The organism is Methylomonas sp. Uni0009 (assembly GCF_054188105.3).
Genome location: NZ_JBTAFN010000001.1, coordinates 4,106,008 through 4,122,002, shown reverse-complemented (window position 1 = coordinate 4,122,002; position 15,995 = coordinate 4,106,008). Strand labels below are relative to the sequence as shown.

Below are 15,995 nucleotides of genomic sequence, written 5' to 3'. Positions count from 1 at the left end.
TCTAAACCGGCCAGTCAGCCAAATCCAGAGCATCGGAACTGGAGATTCACATAGCGGCCATTGGCGTCTTACTAGTAACCCTAACCAACAGAGTCATAATGTACTTTTAGCTTATGAAACCAATCGGGCTGAAGCAATACAGTTTACAAAGGTCATTGCAGCAATAATCAGGTTTTTATCACTTTCTTCGGGTTTAATGCGCTTTAACCAACTCTCTGTTTCAGCTTGAACATAAGCCAGTAAAGCAATTTCGTGATGTCCTTCGGCATACTGTTGAATTAACTGGTTTTGAAGCGAGTTATCCAAATCATTGGCGAAATTGACTGTCGCCACAAAGCGATTCATTTGCCGATCAATTTCATCTTCAGTAATTTTCATCCATTTCAAGCCAGAATCCTTCATAGCCTGGAAACAATTCAGTAGGATGTTTAGCAGGAAATCCATCTTCTCAAGAGAAACACCGAGCTTTTGTTGAACCAAAACCAAGCCCAACATGTGTGGCTGATTCTGATAAATTTCATCGAGTAGTAGCTCTTTTTGTCGAAAATCCATAGCCTGAATTTTCAATGTTGCGACTTTCAAAGTATCAATAGAGATGCGACTCACTTTTCCACCTTTGCTGGTATAAAAGGAATCAATCCCTGTTCGTAGGCTGCTTGTTGTAATTCAAGCGATTCATGCCGAATATCAACAATCAAGCCATTGACCTGCAACATCCACACCATAGGGTTATCAGCAAGACTGCTGGGAAGAGTCCAATCCGGCGACATTGGTCCCATATTTAATAGATCGCGAATTTCCTTCGATTTGTTTTGTCCGGTGGATTCCGCAATTCCAAAAAACTCATAAATTACTTTCGGTTTACAGTGCGGCGATTGACTGGGATCATCCAAAAAATTGGTACGACCAACCGCGTGAACGGCAGCGGCAGCCCAAACATTGTCTCTACCCTTAAGAAGTGGCGATGGTCGTTTCCTAGCCAATACACCAACCACACGGTGGATCATTGACCGATATTCATCGTTCAAATGCTGTTCACAGAATGAATCCGTTAAAGCAGTGATAGCGGCAAATTTGTCTGCCATGGATTTCGGAACTTTTTCAGTCATCATGACGAGGATATTAGTGGATAAATAGCTGGTTGGATGGCGATGGAATAGCCATCTTTATTTATCCTCATGATAATACAAATTCCCAAAAAGCTGGATCACCACAAAATCTGAATTTGCCTGGCTGATCGGTTTGAAGAAACGCGGCCTGCAAGAATGGATCGCCAAAGGACCGTATTCTCTTCAGATTCATCCCCCGAAAGCCGTCATTGAATTCCGGTGCCTGGAAGCAGCCGGTCGTCACAGTGCCAAACCGACCCAAACTTGACGGTCGCACTTCTCCAAACCAGTCAGTCAGCTAAATCCAGCGCCTGGGAACTGGAGATCTACAAAGCGGCCATTGGCGACCGCATCCAACGGCCAATTTTGCGACATCCACATATAGAGGGTGCCTGCCAATATCGAGCCCTCGCCATTTCGGCAAACACAGAGTGAGAAATCAATAAACACCTTTCCTTCGGTTTTACTTACACCCATTTTTTGCGGGACAAGTGATTACTGAAGGTGGACATGATAGCGATTATGTAAGAACCCAATTGAATTTTGTATTTTAAAAAACAGTGCGTAACCATAGGCTGTAATAATAGCTACCCATCACTACAGTACGTTAACGAGGTAAGACATGGGTAAAGGTCGGCTGGAGGTATTCAGTGATGGGGTACTGGCCATCATTATCACCATCATGGTATTGGAATTGAAAGTACCCCATACTGCGGACATCAATGCGCTGATTCCTTTGCTTTTAAGCTATGTGTTGAGCTTCGTCTATGTAGGCATTTACTGGAATAACCATCACCATCTACTGCAAACATGCCAAAAAGTCACTGGTTCGATACTGTGGGCAAACCTGCATTTATTGTTCTGGTTATCGTTATTTCCGTTCACAACTGCCTGGATGGGGGAAAATCACTTTGCGGCTATACCAACGATGGCTTACGGAGTGGTTCTATTGATGGCAGCAATCGCTTAAATATTATTACAATACCTCATCATCGTTTCACAAGGGACAAATTCGCTATTAAAAAGAGCTGTCGGTAGCGACTGGAAGGGTAAATCCTCACCATTGATTTACTTAATAGCGACACTAAGCACGTTTTGGTCGCCATGGTTAGCTCAAGGGCTTTATGTGCTGGTCGCATTGCTATGGTTAGTGCCAGATCGACGTATTGAGAACGTGATGTCTGAATATTAAAAGGATTTTTGATTTGCCAAGCAAAAACTGGGCTTTTCGTTGTAACCTTCAACAATAAATTGAGTTGGTGAAGGTCTGCTATTGAGAAACATGTATGGCGGCTTTCTGGCCGATTGGTTCAACACCAATTAAAGCAATGGCTTGCGCGTCAATTTTTCTTGAAAAACTGCAATAATCAGAGGTTTCCTAACCCCTATAAACGCCATAATCGGACTTTTGATTTAGTTTTGCCTAACCTGTGATTTTTTAAAAACCTATCCGCAGACTTTTCAATACTTCTGCCACTTCGGGTTTTGCGGCCGATGTGGGCGGGAATATAGCGCAGATGGTGCGACGAATTTCCGGATCTGACAGATAACGAACTCGAATCTGATCTGCATTTTTGGTGATGGTGAATTCCGGCATTAGCGCAACACCGATTCCGGCGCGTACCATACTCAGTATCCACTCTTCGCTATTACTTCTATAGGCAGCATAAAGATTGACCTGCCGCCCCTGGCACACACTCCTCAGTGTTTCACGCAATTCACAGTTCAGGCGATCCAAGTAAGGTTCAGCTTGTATGGTCGCTAAATCAATTTGTTGCATTTGATTGAAACGGTGTTTGTCGTTGAAGACAACGACATAGCGTTCTTCGTAAAGCTCTAAAGACTGGTAATGCTCTGCCAGTAAGGATGTTGGTGCGCTGATAACTAAATCCAGGCCCTCTTCATCAAGTTGATTCAATAGATTGCATTCACTGTCGACGACTAATTCCAGTTCTACATGGGGTCGTTCTTGCTGAAAGTCAGTGAAGAATGGACTTAAATGGTGTGCGGCAATTGTCGTCATCACGCCGATGCGAAGTGGCACAGTATTTAAGCGGCTGAAACGCACAGCCTCAGCTTTGAGAGCTTGCGTCTTGCGCACTATTTCACGTATAGAAGGTTCGACCAAACGTCCTAAAGCCGTCAACCGACATCCACTGCGGTCTCGGCTAAATAGCTCACCGCCAAGTTCATCTTCCAATTTCTTAATTGCTTGGGTCAGCGAGGGTTGGGCCACATAGGTTGCTTGTGCAGCGCGAGTGAATGAACCTTTATCGCAGACGGCCAGAAAATAGCGTATTTGTTGCATTTCCACAGTTTGCCCCTTTTTGAATAGGAAAAACCTATTGTTTCATAGAAAATTGGTATTTTACTATTTTCCTAACTCATTATTTAATATAAACGTCCAATCAAATAAATATTCAATATTCCTATGAAAACTGCAAAATTAATCGTAATGTACCCTACGCCAACAGATTTAAAAACTTTTGAACGTCGTTATGCTGATGAGCATGTGCCGATGGCTGTCGAAAAGCTGGCCGGCAAAACACGATTTGTCGCCTCATTGATTCTTTCCAATGTAGACAAATCTGCAGCGCAGTTTCATCGAATTGCCGAGGTTTATTTTCCATCCCTCGCCGAATTAAAGGCTTGTCTGAATTCACCAGGCGGTCAAGAAACAGCTCAGCATGCCGTTGAGATTTCTAGCGGTGGTGAGCCGTTGTTTCTGATCTCCGAGGTGGAAACCTTTGATTTCTAATCCGACCATCGGATTTAACATAATCACAGTGGAGGCAAATCAATGTCTAACTCAATCAACAAACTAAAAAAGGTGGCTTATAAGCGCATTAGGTGGCTGGGTCTGCTGCCTGTTGTCTTTTGGGTCGGATTAATGCCAACTATTGCCCAAGCGCATCGAGGTGCGCCTGACGAGGCCGATGCTTGCGTTACGAGGGTTGGTTTTGAACGAGTCCATTTCACGGCCTATACCCCGACTCTGTCAGGGGATCGGGAATATTGCAGCATCATTCCCGAAATCGGCCCAACTAATTTGGTGTTCGACTACGAAGGTAAAAGTCTGCGCAATGTCAGCGTGGAATTCGAAATCACCAAAGAACCTGAAGGGCAAAGGGTTTTTTATCAGCAGCCGAAAAAAGTTAAAAACGGTACTTTCGATAGTATGGTCGATTTTAGTCAATATGGCGCTGGTAATTATTTGGCACACATCGCTATTGTCGACAAGGATAAGCGTCTTGATACTCATATTCCATTCTCTGTTGGCCTGGAATCGGTTCCCGGAAAAAGCTATATGCTGCAGATTGTGATAATCGGAAGCTTGTTGTTGCTGGCTTATATTGTAATGAAGTTAGCGAATAAGGAAGCGCCCAATCACTCGCCTGAGGCATGATCGAATGGTACAGGCGAGTCAAACGTACTTAGGGGGAATATGACTATGAATATGGCTCAATTAAAGGTTTATCTTTTAAGAACCAATTCTTGGCAGAAAGTGCTATTCGGTTTACCGATATTAGCAATGGTTGTCATGCTTTTGATGGATCATAGCGGCGAATCAGTAGAATTGGGGCAGGCCGTGTATCGACCTGAGATGCTGCAACGTCTTTGCAAAGCCGGTCAACTCAGTGGAGACGCTGGAGAGACTTATGGTGAAGAAACCGAAAATGGCATCAAATACAATGTCCGCACACCAGCCAATTATGATGCATCCGTTGCCCACCCACTATTACTGGTATTTTCTCCGGCGGGATCGAATCGGGCTAAAACCGAAAAAACAACTGGGTTCACTTTTCCTGCCACCCAAGCCGGTTTCATCGTGGCCTATGCGGATCATCCGGAATTATCGCCCAGCACTACCGTAGAATTAGGCACCATTCCCAGTTTAATGGCCAAAAAGTGGTGTATTGATGAAAAACAAGTCTATGTTACCGGGCATTCCGATGGAGGAACTTCGGCGATGGCATTAGCGTTTATGACTGGCACACGACACATCCCACGTGCAATTGCGCCGAGCGCAGCAGGGGTTGCATATGATGATTTACGCGACCGCAGATGCCCTGAACCCTTGCCGGTTATGGTTATGCACAGCAGTAAGGATCGCCTGTTCCCTGGTTATGGTCAGCAAGCGGTGGGTTGGTGGGCGGCTTGTAATAAATGTGATCCTATTCCGGATAAAATCGCAAATGGTTGCTCCTCTTATTCAGGGTGTGCCGGGGGCGTAAAAACGTTGTACTGTGAAGGTGATAACATCCATTCACATTGGCCCGAGCGAAGTCAGGATATCGTCGAGTTTTTTGTGTCAGCGACTCAAGTTAGCCCACGGGCAAAGTGAAATTGGCTCTATATGAATCGTAATGGATGCAAAGGTAAACCCGAAAGCAAACGGTCACCCGGATTCCTCTCGGGTCTGCCTGCTCCTTTTAGTGGCTGAACAGTTGGTTGACAACCGACCTGGACGTATTGAGCCTAGAGCCATCAAACGACGACCCAAAACGAAGCCGAATACCGGACAGCCGATTGGGTTACATGGTGCCTTAATTATTAAAATCGGATAGCTACTCCGAGCGGCGGGTTTGGCCTTAGTGACGCAGTCATAAAGTCGATTTGCTTGCCGAATACCTGACATTCGGTTGGGTCACGGGTTGCCTTAATTTACTAAATTGGAAAGTTACCCCGACCGACCGGTTCACGCCCTGAGTTAGTCCGTCAAGATATTTTGACTATTTTTAAGCCTGTTTTAGCAATGGAGATCCGCGGTGCTCGAGAGCTTTTAGATAGGTGGATTCATTGTAAGGTTTGCCTGTTTGCCAGCATCGGTAAAGGATGCGAATCCACTTAAATGCCAAAGCTCGTACTGCGGCTTGGTAGGTGCAGCCTTTTGCGCGCTGCTGCTGATAATATTGGCCTGCCCAGAAGGATTTGTTGATCGTCTGTGCCGCCCATTCTGTAAACGTCTGTCGTAGGAAAGTCGGGCACTGCCAGCGCCAATGCACCCAATGCTTTTTACCGCTGCGCTCTGTCACTGGAGCAACGCCAGCGTATTTTTGTAAATCTGCCGCGCTCGGGTATCGTTCTCTTTGTTCACCAAATGCGACTAACAGTCTGGGTGCGAGCGAAGGTCCAGCCCCAGGCAATGCGCTAAACAAGGGGTAATCAGAATGCTTGCGGGCGATATTCTCGATTTCTTGGTCAAATTGCTTAATACCTTCCAGGGTAACGCTTAACTGTTCAATTAATACCAGCGCCTGAAGCCGATAAGGGATAATGATGGCGTCGTCGGAGGTCAAAGGTGTCGCGGTTTTTATAGCTTCTACTCGATCTGCCAACAGTTGGGCAAACCGCATGTTATGCTGATTGAAAAATGTTTCAAGCGTGTTCTTTCTGGCACGTTTGACTTGCGTTAGCGTTGGCCAATGCCGGATAAAATCGCAAAATAACGGGGTGTCGATATGGTCAAACCAGTCCAACACCTGCGGATAATACTGCTTGAAGGCAGAGCGCAAGCGATTGGTAATACGGATTTTATCGTTAACCAGGCTTCTGCGTTGCTCTACCAGAGATGACAATGCCCGTATTTCAATGCTTTGAGGTTGTAAGGGTTTAAAACGACCGGAATGACGCAACAGTAAATCAACGGCAAATTCCGCATCTGTCGGATCGTCTTTTGCCCTGCTGGGCGTAAACGCTTGTCTGTACTTGGCCAGGGTTGAAGGGTTTATTGGATAAATGACAAAACAATCAAATTTCTGCAGTGCCGACACAATCGGGCCTTTCGACAATTCAACAGCCACTGCGATGGGCGAGCCGAAGCGCTGGATTAAAGATTGCACCCAGTCATTGATCATTTCAACTTTATGCGGAATGACTAAGAACTCCCGCCTCTCACAGTCTGCTGGTTGGACACAAACGTCATGTTTCCTGTCTGCCCAGTCAATACCAATAAAGGCGGTAAAAGGTTGATTAGTAGGACTCTTCATAACTGATCTCCGGCATAACAAATAAAGTCTAAGGGGCATGCCTGCTTGGGATCTGCGAAAGAAATATAGGTGAGCCGATGCTACGGCAAGCCCTGAGTATTCGTTAACGATCACAAGCGCACCTGCGAGCTCGAAATAAAACCGGTGAACATCGAATGTTATGGCCGAACTATTCGTAGCTTGCAAGTGCATGTCCTGCTTTCACTGGCAGCTACCTGCCAGTTTGCTTACTATTACTGAAAACAGGACGGAAAGACTATATTTGGCCGTTATGACACAGTGATAATTTCAATTTGCTCGCCGAATTCCGGACATTCGAATCGATTTCAGGATGTGTTAATCGTTGGAATTTAATGGCCATCCCGACCGACAGGTAATCGCCGTACCGGGGCCTATCTTTCAAGCAAGCCCATTGGAACAATGCTCGTAATCTTGCAATCTCAACCGATGAATTTGTTATTGGCTTCGGCTTAAATTACCCTGCAATAACGCTGCACCGCATCTCGAATTTTTCCCAGTCGATCGAGCTGTTGCCGGATATGGGCAAACTCGGTTTCCAGTTCTTCGACTAATTCCGCCTCCCAGGCGGGTTCGCCCTTCAGCAGGTTGCCAAACGGATAACGATAGCCACGGCCTTTCTTAACGTACTGCGCAATGGGCTTGGTTTGACCGTTTTTTCGCAACGTGGCCATGCGGTACCACTCAATGCTGAAAGCGCGTTGGTTTTCCCGGCAGCGGATGCGGACGCCGATTCGGCCCGATTCGCTTTTGCTGTGTTTCTGGCGCTGGCTTTTCATTTGGCGCCAATAATCATCGACCAATACTTTGGCTTGCGCCTGGAGATGATCGCACCGGGTTTCGATCCAATGCAGCAGGTCTTGTTCAGTAAGATTGAGCTGACTGTTGACAGGTTGTTCGCTAGACATGAATTTTCCTATTACTTAACTGTAGGGATAGACATGGACAATGCCTAACGGGATTTTCTGTTCATTGCGAGCCTTGGAAAGCGCCTTAGTGCATAGGTTTTGCACCTTAAATGCCTACCGAAGTAGGCATATCACTGTCATTTTCTGAATGGTTCATTTAGGCATTGCCTTGTCAAAACGGCGTGACTCATGCCTACCTAGGAAATAACTTCGGCTTTCAGGTCGATTACCGTTGCCACGTTTCCCTACTAGCGTAGGCAAATCGAAAGTCGATTTCCTATTAGTATTTGCGGGCCATCGCCCGTTCGCAATAACGCCGGCATTTTAGGCAACCGACATGGGATGCCGATTGCAGTTGACGCCGAATTTGCGATCGTCTGCAGTTACGGTCGGATTCTGCGATCGCTTTTGAACCATCTTGCAGCTGATGGCGTTTTCGTCGTCAGCTGCAAAAGTCGCTGGGAAAATCTGACGGACAATGGCGCGATGAACCGAAATGCCATTTCTTTACCGATCATCTTGAGCTTGTGTCTCAGAGCCTCTCTGGCGATGGGTAAGGACGACACGTCCGAAGTTTCCTATTTCGTCGACAAACAGCGCGGCTGGTTTTGGTATGAGGTGTTGCCGGAGCCGGTTAAAAAAGCCCAACCCGATATTCAAGCTGATCAGCACACACCGAAGCCTGACAGCAAACCGCCCAGCGTCGTTCATCAGGCTGAAACGGAACTCAAAACTCAAGCCCAGCCAGCTGCAGAACCCCAACCCCTGTCCTCTGCTTGGTTGAAGCAAAACCTGGAGCATTACCTGAACCAGGCCATTGATGATCCCACTCAGGAGAATGTCGCAGCGTTTTATTACCTGCAGCTGGTGATGATGGACAAAGCCGAGCGTTTTACCAATGCAGCGCGTTACGTGGTGATGTCGGATCCGCAACTCGATGAAACGGTGCGCCGGCCGGTGGCAACTTATGCGGCCAATGAAGCCAATCATCAAGCCAGCGTAGTGGCCGAGCGCGCCTTGAAAGCGATTGCCGCCCAAGTCGGTATTTTGTTCTTCTTTCGGTCCGATTGCCCTTATTGCCATGTGCAGGCGCCGATTCTGGCGATGCTGGAAAACGCCTACGGTTTCAAAATCTATCCGGTATCGCTGGATGGTTTGGCGATGCCGAATGGCTTTTTCAGTCAGTTCAAACGCGATAACGGGCAGGCGGCAATGTTGGGCGTTGAACAGACACCGGCGCTGTTCCTGATGAAACCGCCCAAGCAAATAGTACCGTTGGCGCAAGGTGCCTTGTCGTTGGAGGAAGTTACCGGACGGATTCTGTTGGCCGCCAAGGAAGCCGGTTGGATCGATGCCACCCAATACCAAACCACCCAGGGCATTCGTAATACGCCGATGTTGTTACCAACAGTTGGCAGTATCAGTCCTGCGGTTGCTCAAGATCCACTGTCACTGATCCAGGCATTGCAACGCAGTGCGCAAAGGGGGAGTACGCCATGACGTCGTTTACGTTTCGATTACGCTATCGTCAAATCGTAGTGTTGATTTTGTTGGTCGAGAGTGCTGATCCAGCCTATGCCGACCTGCAACAGGAAATGGACAGCATGTTCGGCACCATGACCAACTTCACGGCACCCACCGCGCATCTGGGACAGCGCCGTGGCGTGATTACCGGCGGCAGCCTGGTGGCGCGCAACGGTATCACTAACACCAATCTGGTGTCGTTCGTGCCGCCGTCGTTCAGCGCCGGCTGCGGGGGTATCGATTTGTTTGCAGGTAGTTTCAGTTTCATCAACTTCAACCAGTTCGTGCAATTGATGCGCAACGTGGCCGGCAATGCGGCAGGCTATGCCTTTCAACTGGCGGTCGGCGCCATGTGTCCCTGGTGTGCCTCCGTGATGACCGATCTGCAAAAGAAGATTCAGGAGATGAACCAGATGTTCAGTAACTCCTGCCGTTTGGCGCAAGGCTTGGTCAACGACACGGTCAAAGCCTTCGATCTACAAAGTAAAACCAATCTATCCAATGCCTCGTTTACCCAAGGCATATCGGATGTGTTTTCCAGCTGGACCAATACCAGCACCCTGGGCGATCCGGTACAACAAATCAAGCAGAACGACCCGACCGACATGACCAAGATCATCCAGGGTAATCTGGTCTGGCGAGCCTTGGTCAATCAAAATGCCGGCGGCTGGTTCCGCTTTGGCGGCAACAGTTTGCTGGAAGCGGCGATGAGTATTTCCGGTACCGTGATCGTCGATGCCCCGCAAGCCGCACCCGATGGCAAAGGCGAGAACAATGCCATCAGCGCGCCGCCACCGGTGCTGCGGATCAAGGATTTGATGTACGGCAATGACGTCGGCAATAGTTATCAAACCGTCAGGATGTACACCTGTTCGGATGGACACGATGCCGATCAGTGCCTCAAACCCATTGTCCAGAACGTCAATCTGGTGGGCTTGAAGCAACGGGTGATGGAAATCCTGCTGGGTTCTGCCAATACCGGCAACGGGTTAATCTACAAATTCTCGACCAACAGCGGCCAGATCACCGACAGCGAAAAAGCCTTCATGCAAACTGTGCCAGATGCCATCGGCGGCATGATCCATAACTTGGCAAGGGAGGATGCCGGCATTGCAAAGTTGTGGGCCGAGGAAGTCGCGCCGGTGATTGCTCTGGAATTGGCGCAATTGATCGTCAACGATTTGCTCAATGCTGTGCAAACCGCGGCGCACATGAACGACCATGCCTACGCCAAATTGCTGATGGATGCCTTGAAAGACGCCCGCGAGCAGATTCAAGACGAGTACGTCACCATCGCCGGACGCTACGGCAATCCGCAAACCTTGATGGCGTTTTACCAGCAGTTGATGACCACCGTGAAGCCGAAACACTACGGTACCGTGGCACAGTTGCCGGCGTCCGGGATGGCGTGGCCAAGTCCTTAAACGCTCATTCCCCGTCCTCCCCACGATGCATTTCTCCCTCTTTCATTAAAAGGCAGGTCGCCCATGTTTGAAATTTTCTCCGTGGGCGATTCCGCCTATTTGCAAGCCATACTCAATGCCATCGCGATGATCTCCTGTACCGGCGATTACCGCACAGCAGCGGCCGTCGGCGGTTTGATCGGCGTCATCATCGTCATGCTTCGGGCCTTGTTGCAATGGGACGGCCGCGGCATACGCTATCAGGATTTGCTGTTAGCGTATGTGTTGTGGTTGATGCTGTATGCGCCTTCGGTTCGGGTGTCGATCGAGGATGCCTATACTGGCAGTGTAGTGGTGATCGACAACGTACCGCTGGGGCCGGCGGTGGTGGGAAGCGTGATGTCGAACATGGGTTATCGCACCACGCGTTTGTTCGAACAAGGCTTTGGCACGCCGTCGATGACTGGCAATGGCTTTGCCGACAGCTTGCAGACCTTGACGGCGGTGCGGAAGAATCTGTTGTCGCGGGTAAATCTAGGCGTCGCCAATGTGCCGAACGCCGGCAGCGACATGGAAACCTCGTTCGCCAATTACGTGCGCGAATGCACCTTGACCGGTGTCGATTTGAATCAAAAATCGGTAGATGCCATCTTGCGCGATGCCGATCCATTGAATGCGATCAGGTTTGATTCCGATATTTACATGACCCAAATCTATGTCGGCGGCCAACCGCAAACCAAAACCTGTACCGATGCCTGGGCCGATTTGAGTGTGGTCGCTAATGGCAATTTTGCGACGGCGCTGGAAGGATTGTTACAACCGACCTTGGGTGTGCCGTCGGCAGCCGACACGGTACCGAAAATTCAGGAGGCCTTCGATGCGCTGGCCGGGCCAGGAGTAGTCGATGCCGCCGATTACATGCTGATGTCGGCGATCCTGCCGATGTTTGAGAAAGGCGTCATCGGTCGGCATGAAGACGGCTTGCATTGGAATAAAGCCGCGATGGTTGAACAAGCCATTCAGCAACGCAATACCCAATGGGCAGCCGAACAAACCCTGTTTGCCAAGATCGTCCGGCCCATGATGGCGTTTATCGAAGGTTTGAGTTATGCCATCGCACCGATCATGGCGTTTGTGGTGATGCTGGGCAGTGTCGGCATCCGGATGAATATCGGCTACTTCTCGATGCTACTGTGGATCCAATTGTGGATGCCGATTTTGGCGGTGGTCAATCTATTCATCCAGATGTCGGCCGCCGGCAAAATGGCGGCACTGACTACGGCCACTTACAACTTGCCGTCGATGATGGGCATTTACCAGCTGGACATGGAGTTGCAGCAATGGCTATCGATCGGCGGCATGCTAGCCGCTTCGACGCCGGCGATCACGTTGATGCTGATCTACCGTGGCGCGGTCACGGCTACGCATTTCCTGGGGCGCATGGACGGGGGCGATTATGTGAACGAGAAAATTGCCACGCCCGATGTGATCAGCCCGGCACCGGTATTGAATGCTCAGGCGCAACATCAATACAGTCCACTTTCAGCAGTTACCCAAAACGGAGTCGATAAGGTGCTACCCACATTTACCGCCGGCAAGGATATGAGTGCCGCCGTTTCGTCAGCTTATTCCGCGTCCGAGCAAGCCACTAGTAGCTTCATGCACAGCGTGTCTTCAACGGCGTCGAAGTCGGCCAGCATCACCAGTGATGCGTTTGACACCCGTTCCTTGGGCAATCAAATCGCCAGTAGTTCCAGTTACACCGATGCTTACAACCGTCAGTTTGGTGAAGCCTTCGCCAAGAAACATGCCGATACCGGCATATCCGCCGATCAGTTCTCGGCGTTGGTGGCCGGCAGTGCCAATGCCGGCGCCAAGCTCGGTAACGACCAACTCAGCGGCGCAATTTCTGGCCGCTTGCAAAACGACTTCAAAGTCAGTCAGGACAAGTCAGATGCCATCGCCGCTGACATCAGTCAAACCGTCAATGACAGTCAGGGCTATCAGGCCGGTTTAGCTAAAAGCCTGGCAATGGATGCGCAAACCGGCACCCGAAACGTCGCCTCAATGGGACTGCAAAATCAGTCGTTGTCCTCCTCGCAACACAGCGCAACCGATGCGGTATCCGCTAGCGAATCCTATCAACAAACCCTATCGGCCCAACAACGCTTCGGGACACAAGCCAGTTTCGGTGCGGCGGAGACGGGATACAAAATCGCACATTACCCAGGCTTGATGGAGCGTCTGGATCGTACACTCGATCAATACGGTTTGCGCGGCGATACGCAGCGGTTGGCATCGCAGTGGAAAGTGGCGGGTTGGATCAGCGATGCTGACCAAGCCTACGCGGCCGCCGGCATGTCGTTATTGACCGGATTCTCGTCACCTAGTTACCGCACGCTGGATTATCAACAATCGCATCAGGCGCATATCTCGGGTTACCAACTGCTCGGTGATGCCTTTAATGCGCCGCAAGCCGATCAAACCTGGAATGCCAACCGAAACGGATCCCTGAAAACCAATGCGCCGGAAACTGGTAAGGTTCAAGCCTCCGTCGAACAGGCCCATCTCAACGATCCACGCGACGAAACCGAATCGCTGAATCAACGTGCACAGTCGCAGATTCGTTCAGCGACGGGAAAAATTGCCGGTGGCGAAGCCCGTGTCGAAACCCAACACGATCGTAACCTGGCCGAGCGTGAACAAAATTCAAGAGAAGGCTTTGGTCAATTGGCGAATGTCAAAGCGGAGCACTTTAGACAATCGATTGCGGCAGCGGCTAATGAAACACCTTCAGTTGCAGAGGCTTCGTACAATTATCTGGGGGGTAGTCTTTATAACTCCGCGAAAAATTTGGAAGCATTAGGATCGGTTAGTAACCAACATATCAAGGAGTTTGCAGAATATGTTCAACAATCTCAAGCGCAAGGAATGGGAATTTGGGATTCAATAAAATTTGCTTCAAACCAATCGTATTCTGGATTTAAGGAGGCTTCTCAAGTATGGGCAAATCAAAGAGTAAATGAGGTTACAGATAAATTAACTCCGACTCAGCAAACTTATTATCGTGCCGCGATGTTTGAGGCGTTTGCGGGGATTGCTGTTGCTGGCGAGTATGGCGGCAACCTTGGTATCGCTAGAAGCCAGTTGATAGAAGAGGAAGGCAGTGTCGAAGGTAATGATATCGCCAAGCTACTTAAAAGTGCGGCTGGTCAAGGCCGCGTGGACCTTATTGATCAGATTGGGAATTACAATCGGGCGCGAGGCCGCATAAACTATTAACTTTCAATGAGAGAGACTTTTGGCGGCTGCAAAACCGGCCAGTATCCATCGAGCTATCATCAGAAAGGAAGCCGTCATGACGTAACGGGTTAGATCATCTCTAACATACGGAATCAGAATTGCGATCAAACCTATAGCGGACCAATAATGGCTACTGTTGTGCGATAACTGTTTCGCAATGAATTCGATCGTTTGATAAAAAAGTTCAGCTAGGCCGAAAGCGCTGAAAATGATGCTACCGAATATCCCAAGGGCTTCCATTTCGTTAGGCAATATTTCCATCGTTGCAAGGAGCCAAATCAAACCAAAGCCAACGGTTACCAAAGCTATTCGTTTAAAAGCATCGAATGAAAGGGACTTTTGTGAAAAACGCTGTAAAAATTGTCTAACTCCGCTCGGAAACCGTGCAAACGTAGCGCCGCAGAAAGGGCAAACTGACTTGACTGGTCGGCCATAGTAAACGACCACTCTCGGCACCATGGATCGGTTGCATTCGGGACAATCGACAGTTGCATGATGGCCATTAAACATTGAGTGATTTGATCGAGTTTGAATCGATTGGCTGGGCCGTTTGAACCGATCTGAGAGTGATGACTGTGAAGACATTGTATTCTCCATGCTTAAGCGGTTGGGAAATCCTACCGCGATTGAGCTAACGTTCCAAGTCGGTTTTTTAAATCAAAACTATTTCAACAAGGCAAAGAAAGATGACCTGCATATCGAACGGTTTACTCGCCGACACTTGCCAGAATTTTGTTGATCACGGTAGCCGAAATCCGAAAATCCGATCGATGCAAAATTTCAAAAGTGGCTCGAGCAGACGAAATCAAACCTTGCTTTTTGGCCTGTCCGATGACGGCGGCAGTACCTGCGACATGTAATTGATATTCTTTGGCCACAGCCCGGCCGGCACGTTCGTCCATGATCAGCAAATAGTTTTGGGGTGACGACAGCGCAATGTTGATGCAATCCGTTTCTCCGGTGTCCAGATCAATGTCCAAATGTGGTGTTATGGATTCATGCCATACCGTTAGCCAACCTGAATCAAATGCGTGAGCCAGCGCTTGTTCACCTGGCGCAGATTTGCCCGGTAACACTTCTTGTTTCACCGATTCGGGTACGAAAACCTGGCCAAATAACTTCGGTAGCCAGATTAAACCCTCCACCAACGCCAGTCCGATCAATGGACTGGCATCGACAATTACTTTTTTGGTCATCCGCGATCAGGCTTGGTTGAGCCACTGGTCCAGAGTGTCCAAATCATCCTCGACTTCATCAGCCGTTTGCTCGATGACGGAAATACCCAGGCGCGAGACGTGCGCAATAAAGTTTGCCAACGGCATATCGGCCAGTTTAGCGGAGCGGGCAAGGGACAGGTTACCGTCCTTGAAAAGTGCCGTTGCCAAGGCTTTACGCACGCCCGGCATTCCAATGATTTTGGCGGCTTTGAGGCCGACCATCACCGCGTCTGGTTCGTTTCGATTCATAACCAAGACCATATCCTCGTGAGCCATGCGCAGAGCTTCGCTGGGGTTGTTCTTTAGACCGCTGACATTGACCGTTTTCATAGTCTGATTACATAGGAAGATTGGATAGGTGGATTATAATCCTCTAAATGAAAATTGCTGCATAAAGTTTTCTCCCTGGACAATGATCTCCTATGTGGCCAAGACAACGTTGCTCCTAGGAGCCTGTCGGACTTTAGCGCAGTAGATCTAACCGCGACATCGGTTTGGTAAAATAAGGACGGTCAAAAGATCA

The 15,995-nt window shown here is 49.0% G+C and carries 15 protein-coding genes; 7 read left to right on the top strand and 8 right to left on the bottom strand.

Annotation, left to right across the window (positions count from 1 at the left end; all coding sequences use genetic code 11):
• Positions 1–111: 111 nt before the first annotated feature.
• The gene (locus ACWAU0_RS19020) at positions 112–606 is read right to left on the bottom strand and encodes a hypothetical protein (RefSeq protein ID WP_101053401.1); all 495 of its coding nucleotides are present in this window, start codon (positions 604–606) and stop codon (positions 112–114) included.
• Positions 603–1,112 (bottom strand): DUF6398 domain-containing protein, encoded by a 510-nt coding sequence (locus tag ACWAU0_RS19015; RefSeq protein ID WP_101053399.1) that lies wholly within the window; start codon positions 1,110–1,112, stop codon positions 603–605. The genes ACWAU0_RS19020 and ACWAU0_RS19015 overlap by 4 nt, the downstream gene beginning before the upstream one ends.
• Positions 1,113–1,731: 619 nt before the next feature.
• On the opposite strand from ACWAU0_RS19015, the gene ACWAU0_RS19010 reads away from it, so the two are divergent.
• Positions 1,732–2,079, top strand: a complete 348-nt coding sequence (locus ACWAU0_RS19010) for a TMEM175 family protein (RefSeq protein ID WP_458137592.1) — start codon at positions 1,732–1,734, stop codon at positions 2,077–2,079.
• 468 nt (positions 2,080–2,547) lie between these two features.
• On the opposite strand, the gene ACWAU0_RS19005 is transcribed toward ACWAU0_RS19010, so the two are convergent.
• Complete coding sequence (locus ACWAU0_RS19005) at positions 2,548–3,423, bottom strand: LysR family transcriptional regulator (RefSeq protein WP_458137591.1); 876 nt, start codon at positions 3,421–3,423, stop codon at positions 2,548–2,550.
• Between the two features lie 117 nt (positions 3,424–3,540).
• On the opposite strand from ACWAU0_RS19005, the gene ACWAU0_RS19000 reads away from it, so the two are divergent.
• From ACWAU0_RS19000 to ACWAU0_RS18990, 3 genes are read left to right on the top strand one after another with little or no spacing between them, the layout of a single operon-like run.
• Complete coding sequence (locus ACWAU0_RS19000; RefSeq protein WP_033159460.1) at positions 3,541–3,867, top strand: EthD family reductase; 327 nt, start codon at positions 3,541–3,543, stop codon at positions 3,865–3,867.
• A gap of 42 nt (positions 3,868–3,909) precedes the next feature.
• Positions 3,910–4,515: a hypothetical protein gene (locus ACWAU0_RS18995; protein ID WP_129871399.1), complete on the top strand. Its 606-nt coding sequence runs from the start codon at positions 3,910–3,912 to the stop codon at positions 4,513–4,515.
• 45 nt (positions 4,516–4,560) lie between these two features.
• Positions 4,561–5,454: a CE1 family esterase gene (locus ACWAU0_RS18990; RefSeq protein WP_033159461.1), complete on the top strand. Its 894-nt coding sequence runs from the start codon at positions 4,561–4,563 to the stop codon at positions 5,452–5,454.
• 394 nt (positions 5,455–5,848) lie between these two features.
• Here the strand turns inward: ACWAU0_RS18990 and ACWAU0_RS18985 are convergent, their stop codons facing one another.
• Positions 5,849–7,099, bottom strand: coding sequence for an IS110 family RNA-guided transposase (locus ACWAU0_RS18985; protein WP_033159462.1), 1,251 nt, complete (start codon positions 7,097–7,099; stop codon positions 5,849–5,851).
• A 470-nt stretch (positions 7,100–7,569) separates the two neighbouring features.
• On the bottom strand, positions 7,570–8,025 hold the full coding sequence (gene mobI / locus ACWAU0_RS18980; RefSeq protein ID WP_033159463.1) for a conjugative transfer protein MobI(A/C): 456 nt from the start codon (positions 8,023–8,025) through the stop codon (positions 7,570–7,572).
• 486 nt (positions 8,026–8,511) lie between these two features.
• On the opposite strand from mobI, the gene ACWAU0_RS18975 reads away from it, so the two are divergent.
• The 3 genes from ACWAU0_RS18975 to ACWAU0_RS18965 all read left to right on the top strand — a co-directional run bounded on the left by ACWAU0_RS18975 (position 8,512) and on the right by ACWAU0_RS18965 (position 14,234).
• On the top strand, positions 8,512–9,525 hold the full coding sequence (locus ACWAU0_RS18975; protein WP_033159474.1) for a conjugal transfer protein TraF: 1,014 nt from the start codon (positions 8,512–8,514) through the stop codon (positions 9,523–9,525).
• Positions 9,522–10,973, top strand: coding sequence for a conjugal transfer protein TraH (locus ACWAU0_RS18970; protein WP_129871398.1), 1,452 nt, complete (start codon positions 9,522–9,524; stop codon positions 10,971–10,973). Before ACWAU0_RS18975 ends, ACWAU0_RS18970 begins: the two co-directional genes overlap by 4 nt.
• Before the next feature lie 63 nt (positions 10,974–11,036).
• Positions 11,037–14,234: a conjugal transfer protein TraG N-terminal domain-containing protein gene (locus tag ACWAU0_RS18965; protein ID WP_458137590.1), complete on the top strand. Its 3,198-nt coding sequence runs from the start codon at positions 11,037–11,039 to the stop codon at positions 14,232–14,234.
• Positions 14,235–14,237: 3 nt separating this feature from the next.
• Here ACWAU0_RS18965 and ACWAU0_RS18960 read toward each other — a convergent pair whose 3' ends face one another.
• The 3 genes from ACWAU0_RS18960 to ACWAU0_RS18950 all read right to left on the bottom strand — a co-directional run bounded on the left by ACWAU0_RS18960 (position 14,238) and on the right by ACWAU0_RS18950 (position 15,802).
• Positions 14,238–14,840 carry a hypothetical protein gene (locus ACWAU0_RS18960; RefSeq protein ID WP_129871397.1) on the bottom strand — a complete coding sequence of 201 codons (603 nt, stop codon included), beginning with the start codon at positions 14,838–14,840 and terminating at the stop codon, positions 14,238–14,240.
• 122 nt (positions 14,841–14,962) lie between these two features.
• Positions 14,963–15,451: a PIN domain-containing protein gene (locus ACWAU0_RS18955; RefSeq protein WP_255187037.1), complete on the bottom strand. Its 489-nt coding sequence runs from the start codon at positions 15,449–15,451 to the stop codon at positions 14,963–14,965.
• A gap of 6 nt (positions 15,452–15,457) precedes the next feature.
• The gene (locus ACWAU0_RS18950) at positions 15,458–15,802 is read right to left on the bottom strand and encodes a UPF0175 family protein (protein WP_033159614.1); all 345 of its coding nucleotides are present in this window, start codon (positions 15,800–15,802) and stop codon (positions 15,458–15,460) included.
• Positions 15,803–15,995: the final 193 nt, after the last annotated feature.

Excerpts from the sequence above, each read along its gene's own strand:
- ACWAU0_RS19015 (WP_101053399.1), bottom strand. The coding sequence starts at position 1,112 with ATGATGACTGAAAAAGTTCCGAAATCCATGGCAGACAAATTTGCCGCT.
- ACWAU0_RS19010 (WP_458137592.1), top strand. The coding sequence starts at position 1,732 with ATGGGTAAAGGTCGGCTGGAGGTATTCAGTGATGGGGTACTGGCCATC.
- ACWAU0_RS19000 (WP_033159460.1), top strand. The coding sequence starts at position 3,541 with ATGAAAACTGCAAAATTAATCGTAATGTACCCTACGCCAACAGATTTA.
- ACWAU0_RS18995 (WP_129871399.1), top strand. The coding sequence starts at position 3,910 with ATGTCTAACTCAATCAACAAACTAAAAAAGGTGGCTTATAAGCGCATT.
- ACWAU0_RS18990 (WP_033159461.1), top strand. The coding sequence starts at position 4,561 with ATGAATATGGCTCAATTAAAGGTTTATCTTTTAAGAACCAATTCTTGG.
- ACWAU0_RS18985 (WP_033159462.1), bottom strand. The coding sequence starts at position 7,099 with ATGAAGAGTCCTACTAATCAACCTTTTACCGCCTTTATTGGTATTGAC.
- mobI (WP_033159463.1), bottom strand. The coding sequence starts at position 8,025 with ATGTCTAGCGAACAACCTGTCAACAGTCAGCTCAATCTTACTGAACAA.
- ACWAU0_RS18975 (WP_033159474.1), top strand. The coding sequence starts at position 8,512 with ATGAACCGAAATGCCATTTCTTTACCGATCATCTTGAGCTTGTGTCTC.
- ACWAU0_RS18970 (WP_129871398.1), top strand. The coding sequence starts at position 9,522 with ATGACGTCGTTTACGTTTCGATTACGCTATCGTCAAATCGTAGTGTTG.
- ACWAU0_RS18965 (WP_458137590.1), top strand. The coding sequence starts at position 11,037 with ATGTTTGAAATTTTCTCCGTGGGCGATTCCGCCTATTTGCAAGCCATA.
- ACWAU0_RS18960 (WP_129871397.1), bottom strand. The coding sequence starts at position 14,840 with ATGTCTTCACAGTCATCACTCTCAGATCGGTTCAAACGGCCCAGCCAA.
- ACWAU0_RS18955 (WP_255187037.1), bottom strand. The coding sequence starts at position 15,451 with ATGACCAAAAAAGTAATTGTCGATGCCAGTCCATTGATCGGACTGGCG.
- ACWAU0_RS18950 (WP_033159614.1), bottom strand. The coding sequence starts at position 15,802 with ATGAAAACGGTCAATGTCAGCGGTCTAAAGAACAACCCCAGCGAAGCT.